At 44.4% G+C, this 14,505-nt stretch carries 14 protein-coding genes; 12 read left to right on the plus strand and 2 right to left on the minus strand.

Translation table 11 applies throughout. The features are described 5' to 3' along the window. Positions 1–210 precede the first annotated feature (210 nt). The 12 genes from ECHVI_RS05145 to ECHVI_RS05200 all read left to right on the plus strand — a co-directional run bounded on the left by ECHVI_RS05145 (position 211) and on the right by ECHVI_RS05200 (position 12,202). Complete coding sequence (locus tag ECHVI_RS05145; RefSeq protein ID WP_015264897.1) at positions 211–975, plus strand: hypothetical protein; 765 nt, start codon at positions 211–213, stop codon at positions 973–975. A 26-nt stretch (positions 976–1,001) separates the two neighbouring features. Continuing rightward, the gene (locus ECHVI_RS05150; RefSeq protein WP_015264898.1) at positions 1,002–1,814 is read left to right on the plus strand and encodes an alpha/beta hydrolase; all 813 of its coding nucleotides are present in this window, start codon (positions 1,002–1,004) and stop codon (positions 1,812–1,814) included. Positions 1,815–2,400: 586 nt separating this feature from the next. After that, the gene (locus ECHVI_RS05155; RefSeq protein WP_015264899.1) at positions 2,401–2,718 is read left to right on the plus strand and encodes a GIY-YIG nuclease family protein; all 318 of its coding nucleotides are present in this window, start codon (positions 2,401–2,403) and stop codon (positions 2,716–2,718) included. Between the two features lie 364 nt (positions 2,719–3,082). Next, positions 3,083–3,508 (plus strand): hypothetical protein, encoded by a 426-nt coding sequence (locus tag ECHVI_RS05160; protein ID WP_041738333.1) that lies wholly within the window; start codon positions 3,083–3,085, stop codon positions 3,506–3,508. Between the two features lie 30 nt (positions 3,509–3,538). Then, positions 3,539–4,114 carry a Crp/Fnr family transcriptional regulator gene (locus ECHVI_RS05165; protein WP_015264901.1) on the plus strand — a complete coding sequence of 192 codons (576 nt, stop codon included), beginning with the start codon at positions 3,539–3,541 and terminating at the stop codon, positions 4,112–4,114. A gap of 70 nt (positions 4,115–4,184) precedes the next feature. Next, complete coding sequence (locus tag ECHVI_RS05170) at positions 4,185–4,808, plus strand: FMN-dependent NADH-azoreductase (protein WP_015264902.1); 624 nt, start codon at positions 4,185–4,187, stop codon at positions 4,806–4,808. A 418-nt stretch (positions 4,809–5,226) separates the two neighbouring features. Further along, a complete protein-coding gene (locus ECHVI_RS05175) occupies positions 5,227–5,652 on the plus strand; it encodes a MarR family winged helix-turn-helix transcriptional regulator (protein ID WP_015264903.1) in 426 nt (141 codons plus the stop codon). 145 nt (positions 5,653–5,797) lie between these two features. Next, complete coding sequence (locus tag ECHVI_RS05180) at positions 5,798–8,203, plus strand: 3-hydroxyacyl-CoA dehydrogenase/enoyl-CoA hydratase family protein (RefSeq protein WP_015264904.1); 2,406 nt, start codon at positions 5,798–5,800, stop codon at positions 8,201–8,203. Between the two features lie 52 nt (positions 8,204–8,255). After that, positions 8,256–8,609, plus strand: coding sequence for a four helix bundle protein (locus ECHVI_RS05185; protein WP_015264905.1), 354 nt, complete (start codon positions 8,256–8,258; stop codon positions 8,607–8,609). 58 nt (positions 8,610–8,667) lie between these two features. After that, positions 8,668–9,843, plus strand: coding sequence for a thiolase family protein (locus ECHVI_RS05190; RefSeq protein ID WP_015264906.1), 1,176 nt, complete (start codon positions 8,668–8,670; stop codon positions 9,841–9,843). A gap of 149 nt (positions 9,844–9,992) precedes the next feature. Next, complete coding sequence (locus tag ECHVI_RS05195) at positions 9,993–10,343, plus strand: four helix bundle protein (protein ID WP_015264907.1); 351 nt, start codon at positions 9,993–9,995, stop codon at positions 10,341–10,343. Between the two features lie 59 nt (positions 10,344–10,402). Next, positions 10,403–12,202 carry an acyl-CoA dehydrogenase family protein gene (locus ECHVI_RS05200; protein ID WP_015264908.1) on the plus strand — a complete coding sequence of 600 codons (1,800 nt, stop codon included), beginning with the start codon at positions 10,403–10,405 and terminating at the stop codon, positions 12,200–12,202. A 1,007-nt stretch (positions 12,203–13,209) separates the two neighbouring features. Here the strand turns inward: ECHVI_RS05200 and tnpA are convergent. Next, complete coding sequence (gene tnpA, locus ECHVI_RS05210; protein ID WP_015264910.1) at positions 13,210–13,671, minus strand: IS200/IS605 family transposase; 462 nt, start codon at positions 13,669–13,671, stop codon at positions 13,210–13,212. A gap of 496 nt (positions 13,672–14,167) precedes the next feature. Beyond that, positions 14,168–14,488, minus strand: a complete 321-nt coding sequence (locus tag ECHVI_RS05220) for a hypothetical protein (protein WP_157501229.1) — start codon at positions 14,486–14,488, stop codon at positions 14,168–14,170. Between the last annotated feature and the right edge of the window lie 17 nt (positions 14,489–14,505).

A 14,505-nucleotide genomic window follows, 5' to 3' on the forward strand; every position in this document is an offset into this window, starting at 1 on the left:
GAAAGTTGATAAGTCAAGCAATTCATGCTCCAATCTGACAAGTCTTCATGTTGGCCCATACCACATTTAACTACTGCTAAGTCGCTGGTCAATTAATTGGAAAAAGGATATCAAAACCTTAAAAAAATAGATATCTTTAAGTTTCGAAAAAAGCATGCCCAATGATCCATAAGTTTGGGCTGTTGCTGGAATTGTGTAAATCTGCTAACAATGAAAATAACCATTTTGATATGTAGCCTTGTGTTGGTTTTCTCCTCAGCACTATTTGCACAGGATACGAGTTCCCAGGAAAAAATTTACTTTACGGATTTTTATATTTCTGCAGGTTATAAAAATCAACCGTATACCGATCTCAATAATTATCTAAGTGGGCAAGGATACCAAACATTTGAGAAGCAAACGGCGACATTGGGAGCGGGAATATCTTATGTAGCGATGTCACGATTGGGCTTTTTTGCAGAAGCGGATTTTAATCTCAACAAAAAACGGTTCAGTAATGATTTTGTGAATTATCGTTATCTGCCCATCCATGTCACGGCGGGCCTGCAATATCACTGGAAAAATAGCCTTACCAAAGATTGGAGATTTTATCCAAAAGTAGGGATTTATTACGGTACCACGTCCTTGGACCTCATCGCAAAGGACCTGAACACCGATTTCAATGAAAACTTACTGGGAAATATGAATACCAGTTTCCTTTACCAGCGAAACCTTGGACTTAACTTGAGCTTGAATGCGGATAAATTATTAGGAGCCTTTTTAAAACCCACGACCCAAATCGGAGTGTACTCTAGAATGGGGCTGCAAGTGGGCTATATGCTGAACATTTATTCCAGTGTGACCAAGCTCAGGAGAAACTTTAGTCCGGACCTCCGCAAGGACTTGATAATATCTAATGCACCGGCATTTGATCCCAGTGCTTTTTATGTGAAATTGAATTTTGCCATTGGTAAGTTTGAGAAATCAAGCGATTGATCTGCCCAAAACCTTTACATTTCATCATGAGAAAAATTTATAGCTTCGTGGCCCTCTTGATAGGGTTACAATGGACTGCATTGGCCAAGACGGATACGGTGCAAGTGCACAGCAATGCCATGGACAAGGACGTCCCCAATTTAATCGTAACACCCCAAGACTATTCCAACTCCGCATCGTATCCTTCGGTATATTTGCTGCATGGAGCTGGTGGTGATTACACCTCTTGGTCTAAGATTGCCGATTTACAGCATTATGCGGACCGCTACGGCCTTATCATCATCTGTCCTGATGCAGGAGTCACCAGTTGGTATTTCGACAGCCCTATCGACCCTAAAATGCAATATGAGACTTACGTGACTTCTGAGCTGATCAATTGGGTGGACGAACATTATGCGACGAAGCAAGACCGAGCTTATCGTGCCATAACGGGGTTAAGCATGGGCGGACACGGCGGCCTTTACTTGGGCTTTCGTCACCAGGACCTTTGGGGAGCTGTAGGCAGTACCAGTGGGGGCGTGGATATTCGACCTTTCCCGTTGAATTGGGACATCGCCAAAAGACTGGGCCCTTATGCCGAGAATAAGGAGGTTTGGGAGGAAAATACCGTGATCAACCTGGTTCACCTGCTGGATGGAAAGACCTTGGATATCATCATCGACTGTGGTCGTCATGACTTTTTCTATGATGCCAATGTTCGCTTGCACAACAAGTTGGAAGAGCGTAATATTCCTCATGATTTTATCAGTCGTCCAGGTGTGCATAACGGAGCATATTGGCACAATGCGATCGCTTATCAATTGTTGTATTTCAATAGCAAATTCGAGCGACTCAAATAGAATTTCATTTTGTGCAAATGGACAGGACCGCCAAAAAGTAATTTGCACTGATAATACGTTAAATATCACAATCTTTGGATCGGATAAATGTTCATTTCGGTGGAATTTAGGGTATCTTAATAGGATAATTAATGCCTATGTTCTATGCAAGATGATTTATCGATTTGGTTACTAGTATTTTTCTGATGAACAAAATATGTCTAATAGCAAAAGTGGCTTCGGCTACGCTCAGCCACCAACCCTGAGCTATCGTAGTCAAAATTATCAAAGCTCGGCCACCAACCTTGAGCTACCGCAGTCAAAATTATCCAATCTCAGCCACCGACCCTTAGCTCGTGCTTTCAAAATTATCCAATCTAGGCCACCGATATTGCTTCGTTGGAGTATGTTCGTAGAAGAGCAGTCTACGATCCAGTGGGCTGGTTGGATGCATCCCGGAAGTTGACATTATCGTTTCACTCTAACCCTGAGTGTAACCATTCTCTCGGATCCTGAGGTAACCATTCATTTGGTCCCAGAGCGTAGCCGTTCAATCGGTCCCTGAGCGTAGCCGAAGGGACGAATAATACCTAAAAAAAACATTACAATGAAAGGATACATGTATATTTTGGAATGCTCAAATGGAGCCTTTTATACAGGAAGTACGGTCGATTTAGATAGGAGATTGGAAAAGCATCAAGCTGGTCATGGAGCAAATTTTACTAAAAGGTACCTACCAGTAAAACTGGTTTATTTCGAAGAATATGCCAGAATAGACCAAGCTTTTTATCGAGAGAAACAAATCCAAAGATGGGGACGAAGCAAGAAAATAGCTTTGATCAATGGTGATTTGGATAGATTACACGAGTTATCAGCTTGTCAGAATAACTCGAATTTCAAATATTACAATAGCAAAAAGGAGTGAATTGTTTGGCCCGTGGCTTCGGCTACGCTCAGCCACCGGAGTCTGCTCACTGAGCGTAGCCGTTCAATCGGTCCCTGAGCGTAGCCGAAGGAAGAAGAATTTAAAAGCTTATATAAATACCTGACATTTATTAAAACTCATCGTTACTTTTGTTTGGTTGAAATAACCATTTTTTCGGAAAGCTCCCCAGAAATATGGGCTGAACCTAAGGAATCTAATCCGTGATGAGCTTGGCTATATCAGCCAAGCTTAATTTATACTATAATCAACGGCTTTTATGAGTGTGATAGTAGGCGTAGAACCAAAATTCTTGGGAGAATAGATAATAATCCAGTAATTTTCGTCAATTATGTCTAGCAGCTCCATGAAAAAAGAAATTTATTGGTTAGTAGGGACCTTGATCCTTGTGATCGTACTGCACTTCTTCCATTTTGGTGGGGAAGGTTTTCAGCCAGGTACGCAGTTTGACGTGGAAGTATTTGATACTTACTTTGCGATGAGCAGTCTGTATTTCCTCTGGCCATTTGCTGTCTCCTGTTTCTTTTTGGTGTATTTGGTAAAAGTGATCGCCACGGCTTTCAGCAGTGGACCGGCCAATTTGGTATTGATGATCACTTCCATTTTCTTGTTGCTCTTTACCACCCGTGGCAGTTTGATCATGGCAGGTGTGTTGCAAGGCCAGGTTTTGGTGGATTTTGCTACAGCGATGGTGGTGATCCAGTTGGTGTTGTCGGTACTCTTGGCTTATACGGCTTTTAGGACGGGAAACCTCAAAAAATATGGATGGTGACCCAAATAAACTAATGTTTTCGCGATCCACATGAACGCCCAATTGCTTAATAATATCGCCAAGCACATAGTGCTTCTACCCGAAGAAATCGCGCTGTGTGGTGACTTTTGGAAAGAAAAAGTGGTCCGTAAGGGGGAGTATCTGCTGAGGAACGGAGACATCGCCAAAACAGACAATTATGTGGTCACTGGAGTACTCAAGGCATTTTACCTATCCGATAAGGGTGATGAGGAGATTTTGTATTTTGCTAATGACGATTGGTGGGCTACAGATATTTTGAGCTTTCAAAAGCAAAGCCCTTCTGTTTACAATATTCAGGCGCTGGAAGATACCCTATTGTTACAAATCCACCGGGATTCCTTTCAGGAAATGTTAAAGCAAATTCCAAAACTAGAAACCTATTTCAGAAGTATTTTGGAGAGTTATGTTGGAAGCCTCCAGCAGCGTATCATCACCACCAATGCCAGCAACGCCGAACAAAAGTATATTGATTTCATCCAGAAATATCCTGAAATTGCTGCCAAAGTTCCGCAATATTTGATAGCCTCCTATTTGGGCGTCAGCCCAGAATTTATCAGTCGCATAAGAAAAAGAAACCAAGGTTAATTGAACTAGATCAATTTTTTAGGGTAAGGGGTTGCTGATTTTTGCATGTATAACAAAAAGAAAAAATCTTATGAAAAAGGTACTGATTATCAACGCCAGTGTTAGGGACAAAAAATCCCAAAACCGAAAGTTGGCAAGGGGCTTTATCGAAAATTGGCAAGCAAATTATCCCCATGTTTCATTTACTAATCGGGAGGTAGGATTGGACAACATTCCACCCATTGATGAGCCCTGGATTGCAAGTGCGTTTGTCAAGCCGGAAGCAAGGAATAAGGAAAACCAAAAAGGCGTCAGGTTAAGTGATGAGCTGGTTAAGGAATTGAAAGCCCATGACGTTTATGTCATTGCCACGCCCATGTACAACTGGGCCATTCCAAGTGGACTGAAGGCCTATATTGATCAAATTATGCGGATCAACGAAACCTGGAAATTCCGGTCAGGAAAACCCGATGGTGACTATGTCGGATTATTGAAAAACAAGCAACTTTACATCCTATCGACCAGAGGGGATACAGGTTATGGAGAAGGAGAAAAGAATGCACATATGAATTTCCAAACGACCTATTTGAAATTTATTTTCACCATGATGGGAGTAAAAGACACCACCGTTATTTCGTTGGACAATGAGGAATTTGGAGGGACCTTATTCGAGGTATCAAAACGAGAAGTATACGAAAAAATCAAAAACGCATAGGCAGGGAAATCGCCTTTAAACTATTAGTGAAGAGATGTCAGCCTGAGCCCTTCGACAAGCTCAGGATAAACTAAAGGCGAAGGCTAGACCTTGGACCTCGACTCTACCTGGAGGATTGACAGGTACGCTCGGTCTGACTTTTTGCCTGAATTAAATAACTTAATGGGTTAAAAGCGATTTCCTTAAACTTATAGGGCAATATTATCCTTGTTTTGAATGGGCTAGCGATGTCACAAATTAGCAAACCTCCTTTAAGTGTGAGGTGCCAGTTGTAGATGCTAAATACTGCTCAGTAGGTTCCTAAACTTTTCCCTTTTTTAACATTTCAAACTTCTCACATTTTTAACTAAAAATAGTATGCATGCATACAAAAATATTTGTATCTTACGTTAAGCTAATACAGCAATGAACTGAGGCAATGAAACCTGAAGAAACCGTAGATTTCCACATCAAGACTGCTTGGCATGCCATCTCACGCATGTACAATCAGAAGGCTGTGGAAGAGGGATTCACTACCTCTATCGGTTTCGTCCTGATCAATATCAACACACATGAAGGCACTCCTGCTACTAAGATAGCGCCACTCATGGGCTTGGAGTCCAGAAGCCTTACACGGATCCTGAAATCCATGGAAGATCGGGGCTTGATTTGTCGCCAGCCAGACCCTGCAGATAAGCGATCGGTCCGCATTTTTTTAACCCCGGAAGGGAAGCGGAAAAAAGAAAAATCCATCCAAACGATTCAAGCATTTAACCACGCCATCCGGGAGGTGGTCACGAAAAGGGAAATGGATATGTTCTTTCGTGTTTTTGAGAAGATCAACAAGGTAATCGAAAAACAATAAACAGACTTTGGGGTACCGCTTTGGCGGATCCTTCTAAGATAATCGTAACCATTATATGAAACCACGCCTGTACGAGGTTGCTTCTTTTAGGAGCAAATGTTCATTGCGGGGTTCCATTTGACCATTTTAAATAAACGTAAACCAAATGAAACGAGCCATTCAGAAAGTAGCCATTTTAGGTTCCGGAGTAATGGGATCCAGAATAGCCTGTCACTTTGCCAATATCGGCGTGAAGGTCCTTTTACTGGATATTTTGCCCAAAGAACCCAATGAAGCCGAAAGTAAAAAAGGCCTGAGCCTGGAGGACAAAGCCGTCCGTAACCGATTGGTCAATGAAGCACTGGAAAAAACCCTCAAATCCAAACCTTCTCCGATCTATGATCGGGCATTTGCCGACCGCATCCAAACGGGCAACTTTGACGATGACCTGCCCAAGATCAAGGATTACGACTGGGTAATCGAGGTGGTCGTAGAGCGATTGGACATCAAGCAATCCCTGTACGAGAAGGTGGAGCAGCACCGGAAGCCGGGCACACTCATTACTTCCAATACCTCCGGGATTCCCATGCAAATGCTCTGTGAGGGGAGAAGTGATGATTTTCAGGCCAATTTCTGTGGGACACATTTTTTTAACCCACCCCGGTACCTGCGATTGCTGGAGATCATCCCTGGTCCCAAGACTGATCCGGCCATCATTGATTTTCTTATGGATTATGGTGATCGCCACCTTGGTAAGGAGACGGTGCTGTGTAAAGATACTCCGGCCTTTATTGCCAACCGCATTGGGGTGTATGCCATGATGTCCAGCATGCATATCATTGAAAGCATGAAAATGGGCGTTTCCGAGGTGGATAAATTGACCGGAACGGTCATTGGCCGCGCCAAGTCAGCTACTTTCCGCACGATGGACGTGGTAGGACTGGACACCATGGTCAATGTCGCCAATAACCTCAGCAAAGCACTCCAAAATGATGAATCCAAGGACAAGTTCAAACTGCCTAAAACCGTAGCATATCTCTCGGAGAAAAAATGGCTGGGAGATAAGACGGGACAAGGCTTTTTCCATATGATTCGCCACAAGGACGGAAGCAAAGAGCTCAAGGAAATCGACCTGCAGACCCATGAATACAAACCGGCCGAGAAGCCAAAATTCAAAGCCTTGGAAGCTTCAAAAGAAATCAATGACCTGAAGGAGCGCATCAAGTTTTTGGTCAATTTTGACGATGAGGCAGGAGCGTTTTACCGGGCTACCTTTTACGATTTGTTCCGCTATTGTTCGTTTCGAATACCGGAAATTTCAGATGAACTTTACCGCATTGATCAGGCCGTGTGTGCCGGATTTGGCTGGGAATATGGCCCTTTCGAAAACTGGGACATCCTAGGACTAAAGGATACCATCAAGAAAATGGAGGAAGCGGATCAGCGCCCAGCGGAGTGGATATATGAAATGCTGGATGCCGGGAATGAGCATTTTTATCGTGTGGAAGATGGGCGGCGACAGTATTACGACATTCCCTCCAAATCCTACAAAGACATTCCGGGACAACAGGAATTTATCCTTTTGGATACCCTTAAAGCGGCCAACAAGAAAATCTGGGGAAATGCCGGTGCCACGATCTATGACATGGGGGATGAGGTCATCGGTTTGGAATTTCACACGAAGATGAATTCCCTCGGTCAGGAAGTAATCGAAGGGATCAACACGGCCATTACCATGGCCGAAAAGGATTATAAAGGCTTGGTCATCGGAAATGAGGGCGCCAATTTCTCTGCTGGCGCCAATTTGGCCATGCTCTTTATGTTTGCCGGAGATCAGGAATTTGATGAGATCAACCTGATGATTGCCCAGTTTCAGAAGACCATGATGCGTGTCCGCTACAGCAGCGTACCGGTGGTCGTGGCTCCGCATAATATGGCCCTTGGTGGCGGCTGTGAAATGTCCTTACATGCAGATGCGGTACAAGCACATGCGGAGCTGTACATGGGCTTGGTTGAATTTGGAGTAGGACTGATCCCAGCAGGTGGGGGCACCAAAGAGATGATCCTTCGTTTTAGCAATGCCATCCACAGCGGTGATGTGGAAGTCAATCGGCTGCAGGAATATTTTATGAACATTGCCACGGCCAAAGTATCCACTTCGGCAGAAGAAGCGCGAGGTCTGGGATATCTCCAAGCAAAGGATGACATCACCCTCAACCGCAAGCGGCAGTTTGCCGAGGCAAAAGCCAAAGTCATCGAATTGTTCGACGAAGGCTACACCCAGCCGGTGCAGCAGACCAATATCAAGGTGCTGGGCAAAACGTCCTTGGCACTGTTTGAAGCAGGCATCACCGGAATGCGGTACGGTGCCTATATTTCTGAACACGATGCCAAGATCGCCAGGAAGCTGGCTTGGGTCATGAGTGGCGGAGACCTTTCACAAGCCAATGAAGTCAGCGAGCAATACCTCTTGGAGCTGGAGCGGGAAGCCTTCCTCAGCCTAACCGGTGAACAAAAGACCCTAGAACGCATCCAGAGCATCCTCTTTAAAGGAAAACCACTTCGAAATTAAATTAGAGCAAAGAAGTAAGACAAAAGAGTAAAGAAACCCAAAACCTTGTATCATGCATAATTTCAGAAATCTAAAAGTGTGGCAAAAATCAGTTGATTTTGCTGTAAAGATATATTTCGAAACCAAAGAATTTCCAAGTGAGGAGAAATTTGGAATGGTTTCCCAAATGAGGAGGGCGGGAGTTTCTGTCCCTTCTAACATTGCTGAAGGAAGTGCAAAATCTTCTGGTAAAGCTTTTAGCAATTCATTGGAAACAAGCTTGGGTGAAAGCTACGAACTCGAAACACAACTTGAAATTAGTAAACGTGTGGGATTGCTGAATGAAGAAAAATCAAGTTCACTGCATGAAGATTTAGTAGAGATTCAACGCATGATTAACGGTCTGAAATCGAAAGTCGAGTCTTGACTCTTTTTTCTTTTCTCTTGATTCTTTAAGCACAAACAAACTATTAAACGAAAACGATATGGACGCATACATCATCAAAGGATATAGGACAGCAGTGGGAAAAGCCAAAAAAGGTGGATTCCGCTTTTATCGGCCGGATGACCTGGCCGTAGATGTGATCAAAAAGCTGATTGCCGATACCCCCGGTTTGGAAGCGGAGCGGGTGGATGACCTGATCGTGGGCAATGCCGTACCCGAGGCTGAGCAGGGCATGCAGATGGGACGGATGATTTCGCTCATGGCACTGGGAAAGGTGGTGCCGGGCTTTATCATTAACCGATACTGTGGCTCGGGCCTAGAGGCCATCGCCTTGGCCACAGCCAAAATCAAATCAGGAATGGCTGATTGCATCATCGCAGGAGGCACCGAATCCATGTCCATGGTACCGATGATGGGATATAAAACGGCCCTCAACTGGAAGATTGCCTCTGAGCATCCGGATTATTACCTCAGCATGGGATTGACCGCAGAGGAGCTGGCCAAGGATTATGATATTTCGCGGGAAGATTCCGATCAGTTTGCCGTGACTTCCCACGAGCGGGCGATCAGTGCGATCAAAGAAGGCCGGTTCAAGGAAGAGATTGTTCCCATAGAAGTGGAAGAAACCTTTGTGGACGCATCCGGAAAGCGGCAGACAAGAACCTTTACCGTGGACACAGATGAAGGCCCCCGTCCCGGAACCAACATGGATGTCCTGGGAGGATTGAAGCCCGCCTTTAAGCAAGGAGGGCAAGTGACCGCTGGCAATTCATCACAAACCTCCGATGGGGCAGCCTTCACGGTGGTGATGTCCGAGCGAATGGTCAAAGAATTGAATTTGGAACCGGTAGCACGTCTGGTGAGCTATTCGGTAGCGGGTGTGGATCCGCGGATCATGGGCATCGGTCCCAAAGAAGCTGTTCCCAAAGCCCTGAAACAAGCAGGTATGAAGATGAGCGATATCAGTTTGGTGGAGCTGAATGAAGCTTTTGCCGCACAGGCCTTGGCCGTCATCCGAGCGTTGGACATGGATCCCAATACAGTCAATGTCAATGGCGGCGCGGTAGCCCTTGGCCATCCACTAGGCTGTACTGGCGCCAAGCTCACAGTGCAAATGATCAACGAGCTCCGCAGGAGAAACCAAAAATACGGTATGGTAACGGCTTGCGTCGGCGGAGGCCAAGGCGTAGCCGGTGTGGTGGAATTGCTGAAGTAGATGTGAGGGATTAGTAATGAGGTGTGAGATTTGAGTCTCGAGACGTGAGTAGTGAGTCTTCAGCATGCTATTCTGAAAAGAGTCTTCTCTTTGTTCTGCGAGCAGCACGCTGAGTAGTTAAAGAGATTTTTAAACTAAAAACATACATCATGAATAATTATAAAGAATTAAAAGTATGGAAAAGAGGCATTTTTTTGGCCAAAGACATTTACGTGTTGACAGCTACTTTTCCACACGATGAGAAATATGGTCTTGTGACCCAAATGAGGAGGTCTGCTGTTTCGGTGGCCTCAAATATTGCTGAGGGTGCAGGAAGAGGTTCCGACCGAGAATTTCGACGATTTATGGATATAGCTTATGGTTCACTGTGTGAATTAGATACACAGTTATGTATTGCAAAACTATTGGATTTAGTGAATGATTCCGTATTCAAATCATTGGAAAATGAGATCAATGAAATGCAAAAAATGAGCTATTCGTTGATTAAAAGTTTGAAATAGCGATCAAACGTACAATAGTAAGGCTCAATACTCTTTACTTACGACTCAATACTAACGACATGACAACAAAAAACAATACCATTAACGGCGGGGAGTTTCTCATTCGGGAAACAGCAGCCACGGAAATTTTTATTCCTGCAGAATTTACGGAAGAGCAGCGCATGATGGCGCAGGCCTGTCAGGATTTTATCGATACGGAGATTTTGCCAAAATCCGAGGAAATCGATAGTATGAAGAATCCTGATTTGGTGCCGGCTATTCTGAAAAAGGCCGGTGAGCTAGGACTATTGGGTATTTCGGTGCCCGAGGAATACCAAGGATTGGGCATGAGCTTTAATACTTCCATGCTGATTGCAGACATCATTGGTGCGGCGGGATCCTTTTCGACGACCTATGGCGCCCATACGGGCATTGGCACCTTGCCGATTTTGTATTATGGCACCGAGGAACAAAAGAAAAAGTACCTGCCCAAGTTGGCTACCGGTGAATGGGCCGCCTGCTACTGCCTCACCGAACCGGACGCTGGCTCGGATGCCAATAGCGGGAAGACCAAGGCCACCCTCACCGAGGATGGCAAGCACTACCTGCTCAATGGCCAGAAAATGTGGATCTCCAATGGCGGTTTTGCGGATTTGTTTATCGTCTTTGCTAAAATTGGTGAGGACAAAAACCTGACAGCCTTTATTGTGGAAAAGGATTTTGGTGGCATCACCATGAACGAGGAAGAGAAAAAGATGGGCATCAAAGGCTCATCTACGCGCCAAGTGTTTTTCAATGACTGCAAAGTGCCGGTCGAAAACATGCTTTCCGATCGTCAAAATGGCTTTAAGATCGCTGTCAATATCCTCAATATTGGCCGTGTGAAATTAGGCGCTGGGGTGCTGGGAGGCTGTAGGCAAGTGATCAAAAATGCCCTGCAATATTCATCCGAACGAAAGCAGTTTGGCGTGAGCATCAATACTTTTGGGGCCATCAAATCGAAATTGGCCGAAATGGCGGTCAAGACGTATGTCAGTGAATCCCTGTGCTATCGTCTTGGCCAGAACATCGAGGACCGCATCGATGCGCTCATGGCATCAGGAATGGAGGCAAACCAAGCCAAGCTGAAAGGGGTAGAGCAGTTTGCGATGGAATGTGCCATTGCAAAGATCCATGGCTCGGAAGTGTTGGACTATGTGGTGGACCAAGGGGTGCAGATTTACGGTGGCATGGGCTATTCTGCCGATGCGCCCATGGAGCGGGCCTATCGGGATGCACGGATCTCGCGCATCTATGAAGGCACCAATGAAATCAACCGCATGCTCATGATCGGCATGCTGCTCAAGCGTGCGATGAAAGGAGAGGTTGACCTCTTCGGGCCTGCCAAAGCCGTAGCCGATGAGCTGACAGCGGTTCCTTCTTTTGGTGCTGTGGATAATTCTCAGCTTTTCGCAGCGGAAAAAGAGCTGCTAAAGAAGCTGAAGAAGGTGTTTCTGATGATCGGCGGAAAGGCAGCCATGACCTTCGGCCCCAAAATCGAGGAGGAACAAGAAATCATGATGAACTTAGCCGACATCATGATAGAGATCTACGCTGCAGAATCGGCGTTGCTCCGCACAGAGAAAAGAGTTACCCTTCAAGGGGAAGAAGCTTGTAAGCAGCAAATTGCCATGGTAAAAGTTTACCTCACTGAAGCTGTGGATATCATTCAGGCTGCTGGTAAAGAGGCAATCGCTTCGTTTACCACTGGAGATGAGCAAAAGGTCATGCTGATGGGCCTCAAGCGCTTTACCAAGGCGGATCCGGAAAACACCAAAGCACTGAGGAGGCAAATCGCTGATCACATGATCGACAAAGGCAAGTACCCATACTTCAATTAAGATTTCGCTCCCCCAAAAAAGTGTAGTCACGTCCACGCCAAACCTCTCCGGCGTGGCGGCACTTTGGCTATATCGTTCGTGCCTATGGCACTATTGGATTTTAAGGTGGTTTTTGTGTGACCACGGATAAATCCATGGGTTACTGTATCATTCGTGCCGCTGGCACTTGTGGGAATTGCCAATGACCAGATTTGTTATCCATTGGACGGTTTTGTTAATGACTTACAATACTGGAATCCCAACTTTCTAGAAGCCCTGATCCAATTTTTCTTTGACGGATGATTACAGGATCAGTATGTTTAATATGCTGTAGAAAGGTTACTTTATCTATTTTTGAAACATTTGTCAGACCATCGATCGTACCTACGGCACTGTTGGGTTTTGTGGTGGTTTTGTGTACCCACAGCTAAATCCATGGGTTACTGTATCGTGCATGCCGCTGGCACTTGGGTCTTTGTGTGCCAAGCTCCATTCTTCATGGGATGATTTCGCAAAGGGTTTAAGCAATTTGAAAACCATTTTTCTAACATCCATCCTCAAATCCGCCCTTGGCGGAGGATCATATATAGGCAGCTGGAATCCTGACATTGTAGAAGCCCTGATCCAATTTTTCCTTGACGGATGATGATAGGGTCAGTATGTTTAATATGCTGTAGAAAGGTTACTTTATCTAATTTTGAAACAATTGTCAGACCATCGATCGTACCTACGGCACTGTTGGGTTTTGTGGTGGTTTTGTGTACCCACGGCTAAATCCATGGGTTACTGTATCATTCGTGCCGCTGGCACTTTGGGGAATTGCTGATGACCAGATTTGTTTTCCATTAGACGGTGATGCTACGATGCTACGGACTTTCTGTGGTGAAAACCATTTTTCTAATATCCATCCTCAAATCCGCCCTTGGCGGAGGATGATATAGAGGCAGCAGGTTTTAACCTGCTGATGAGGGTAAGAGCATGCATTGCACCAAGTGCCGTAGGTACGAACCATATCTTTGGTGCCAACATCATATCGGCTTATGAAATATGTAGTTTTCATCAAAATCAATTTCAAATTTCTTCAAAAATGCAACGTATTCTTTTATAAAGTCCCATTGTCTATGGTGAGCTTCTTGGTTTTGGATATATTTATAGACATTTGGTACTTGTGATTTACCGTAACTAAAACACCCGAACCCTTTTTGCCATTCGAATTTGTGATTGACAAAGTTGGATTCGTTGATCCATTTTGATGATTTGGATTTTACTTTTTGCATCACTTCAGATATAGACATATTCGGTTTTAGGGTAAAAAAACAATGGATATGATCCTCAACACCATTTATGATGATGCATCTATTGCCCATTTCATTAATCAAGTTTCCGATTACTTTCAAAAGTTTTGGTCGCCAAGATTTATGGATAGTTGCTTTCCTGTATTTTACTGCAAATATTGTTTGGATATAAATTTGATGATAGGTATTGGCCATTTTATTAATTTAGCTTAAGAAAGAGGAAGTAAAGAAGATAAACATATCAATTCAGAAATTGAAGCCGATTTTGCACTATTGCTTGGGGATGATTGTTTCTTACTGAATTTTGTTATAATAAGACTGAATCAGGTATTATATCATTCGTGCCTACGGCACTATTGGATTTTAAGGTGGTTTTTGTGTACCCACGGCTAAATCCATGGGTTACTGTATCGTTCGTGCCGCTGGCACTTGTGGGAATTGCTGATGAACAGATTTGTTTTCCATTGGGCGGTGTTGCTAAGGACTTTCTGTGGTGGAAACCATTTTTCTAACATCCATCCTCTAATCCGCCCTTGGCGGAGGATCATATATAGGCAGCTGGAATCCTGACATTGTAGAAGCCCTGATCCAATTTTTCCTTGACGGATGATGATAGGGTCAGTATGTTTAATATGCTGTAGAAAGGTTACTTTATCTATTTTTGAAACATTTGTCAGACCATCGATCGTACCTACGGCACTAGTGGTTTTGTGGTGGTTTTTGTGTGCCCACGGCTAAATCCATGGGTTACTGTATCGTGCATGCCGCTGGCACTTGGGTCTTTGCGTGCCAAGCTCCATTCTTCATGGGATGATTTCGATAAGACTTTAAAAAATTTGAAAACCAATTTTTTATGTCCCTCCTCTAATCCGCCCTTGGCGGAGGATGATATAGAAGCAGCAGGTTTTAGCCTGCTGATGAGGTTAAGAAACAGCATTGCACCAAGTGCCGTAGGTACGAACCATGTCTTTTCATCACAACCCATTGTTCGGTAGTTGTAATCCTGAATCAAAAATAATGGGGATTTGC

The sequence above is a fragment of the Echinicola vietnamensis DSM 17526 genome (assembly GCF_000325705.1).
Taxonomy (GTDB): domain Bacteria; phylum Bacteroidota; class Bacteroidia; order Cytophagales; family Cyclobacteriaceae; genus Echinicola; species Echinicola vietnamensis.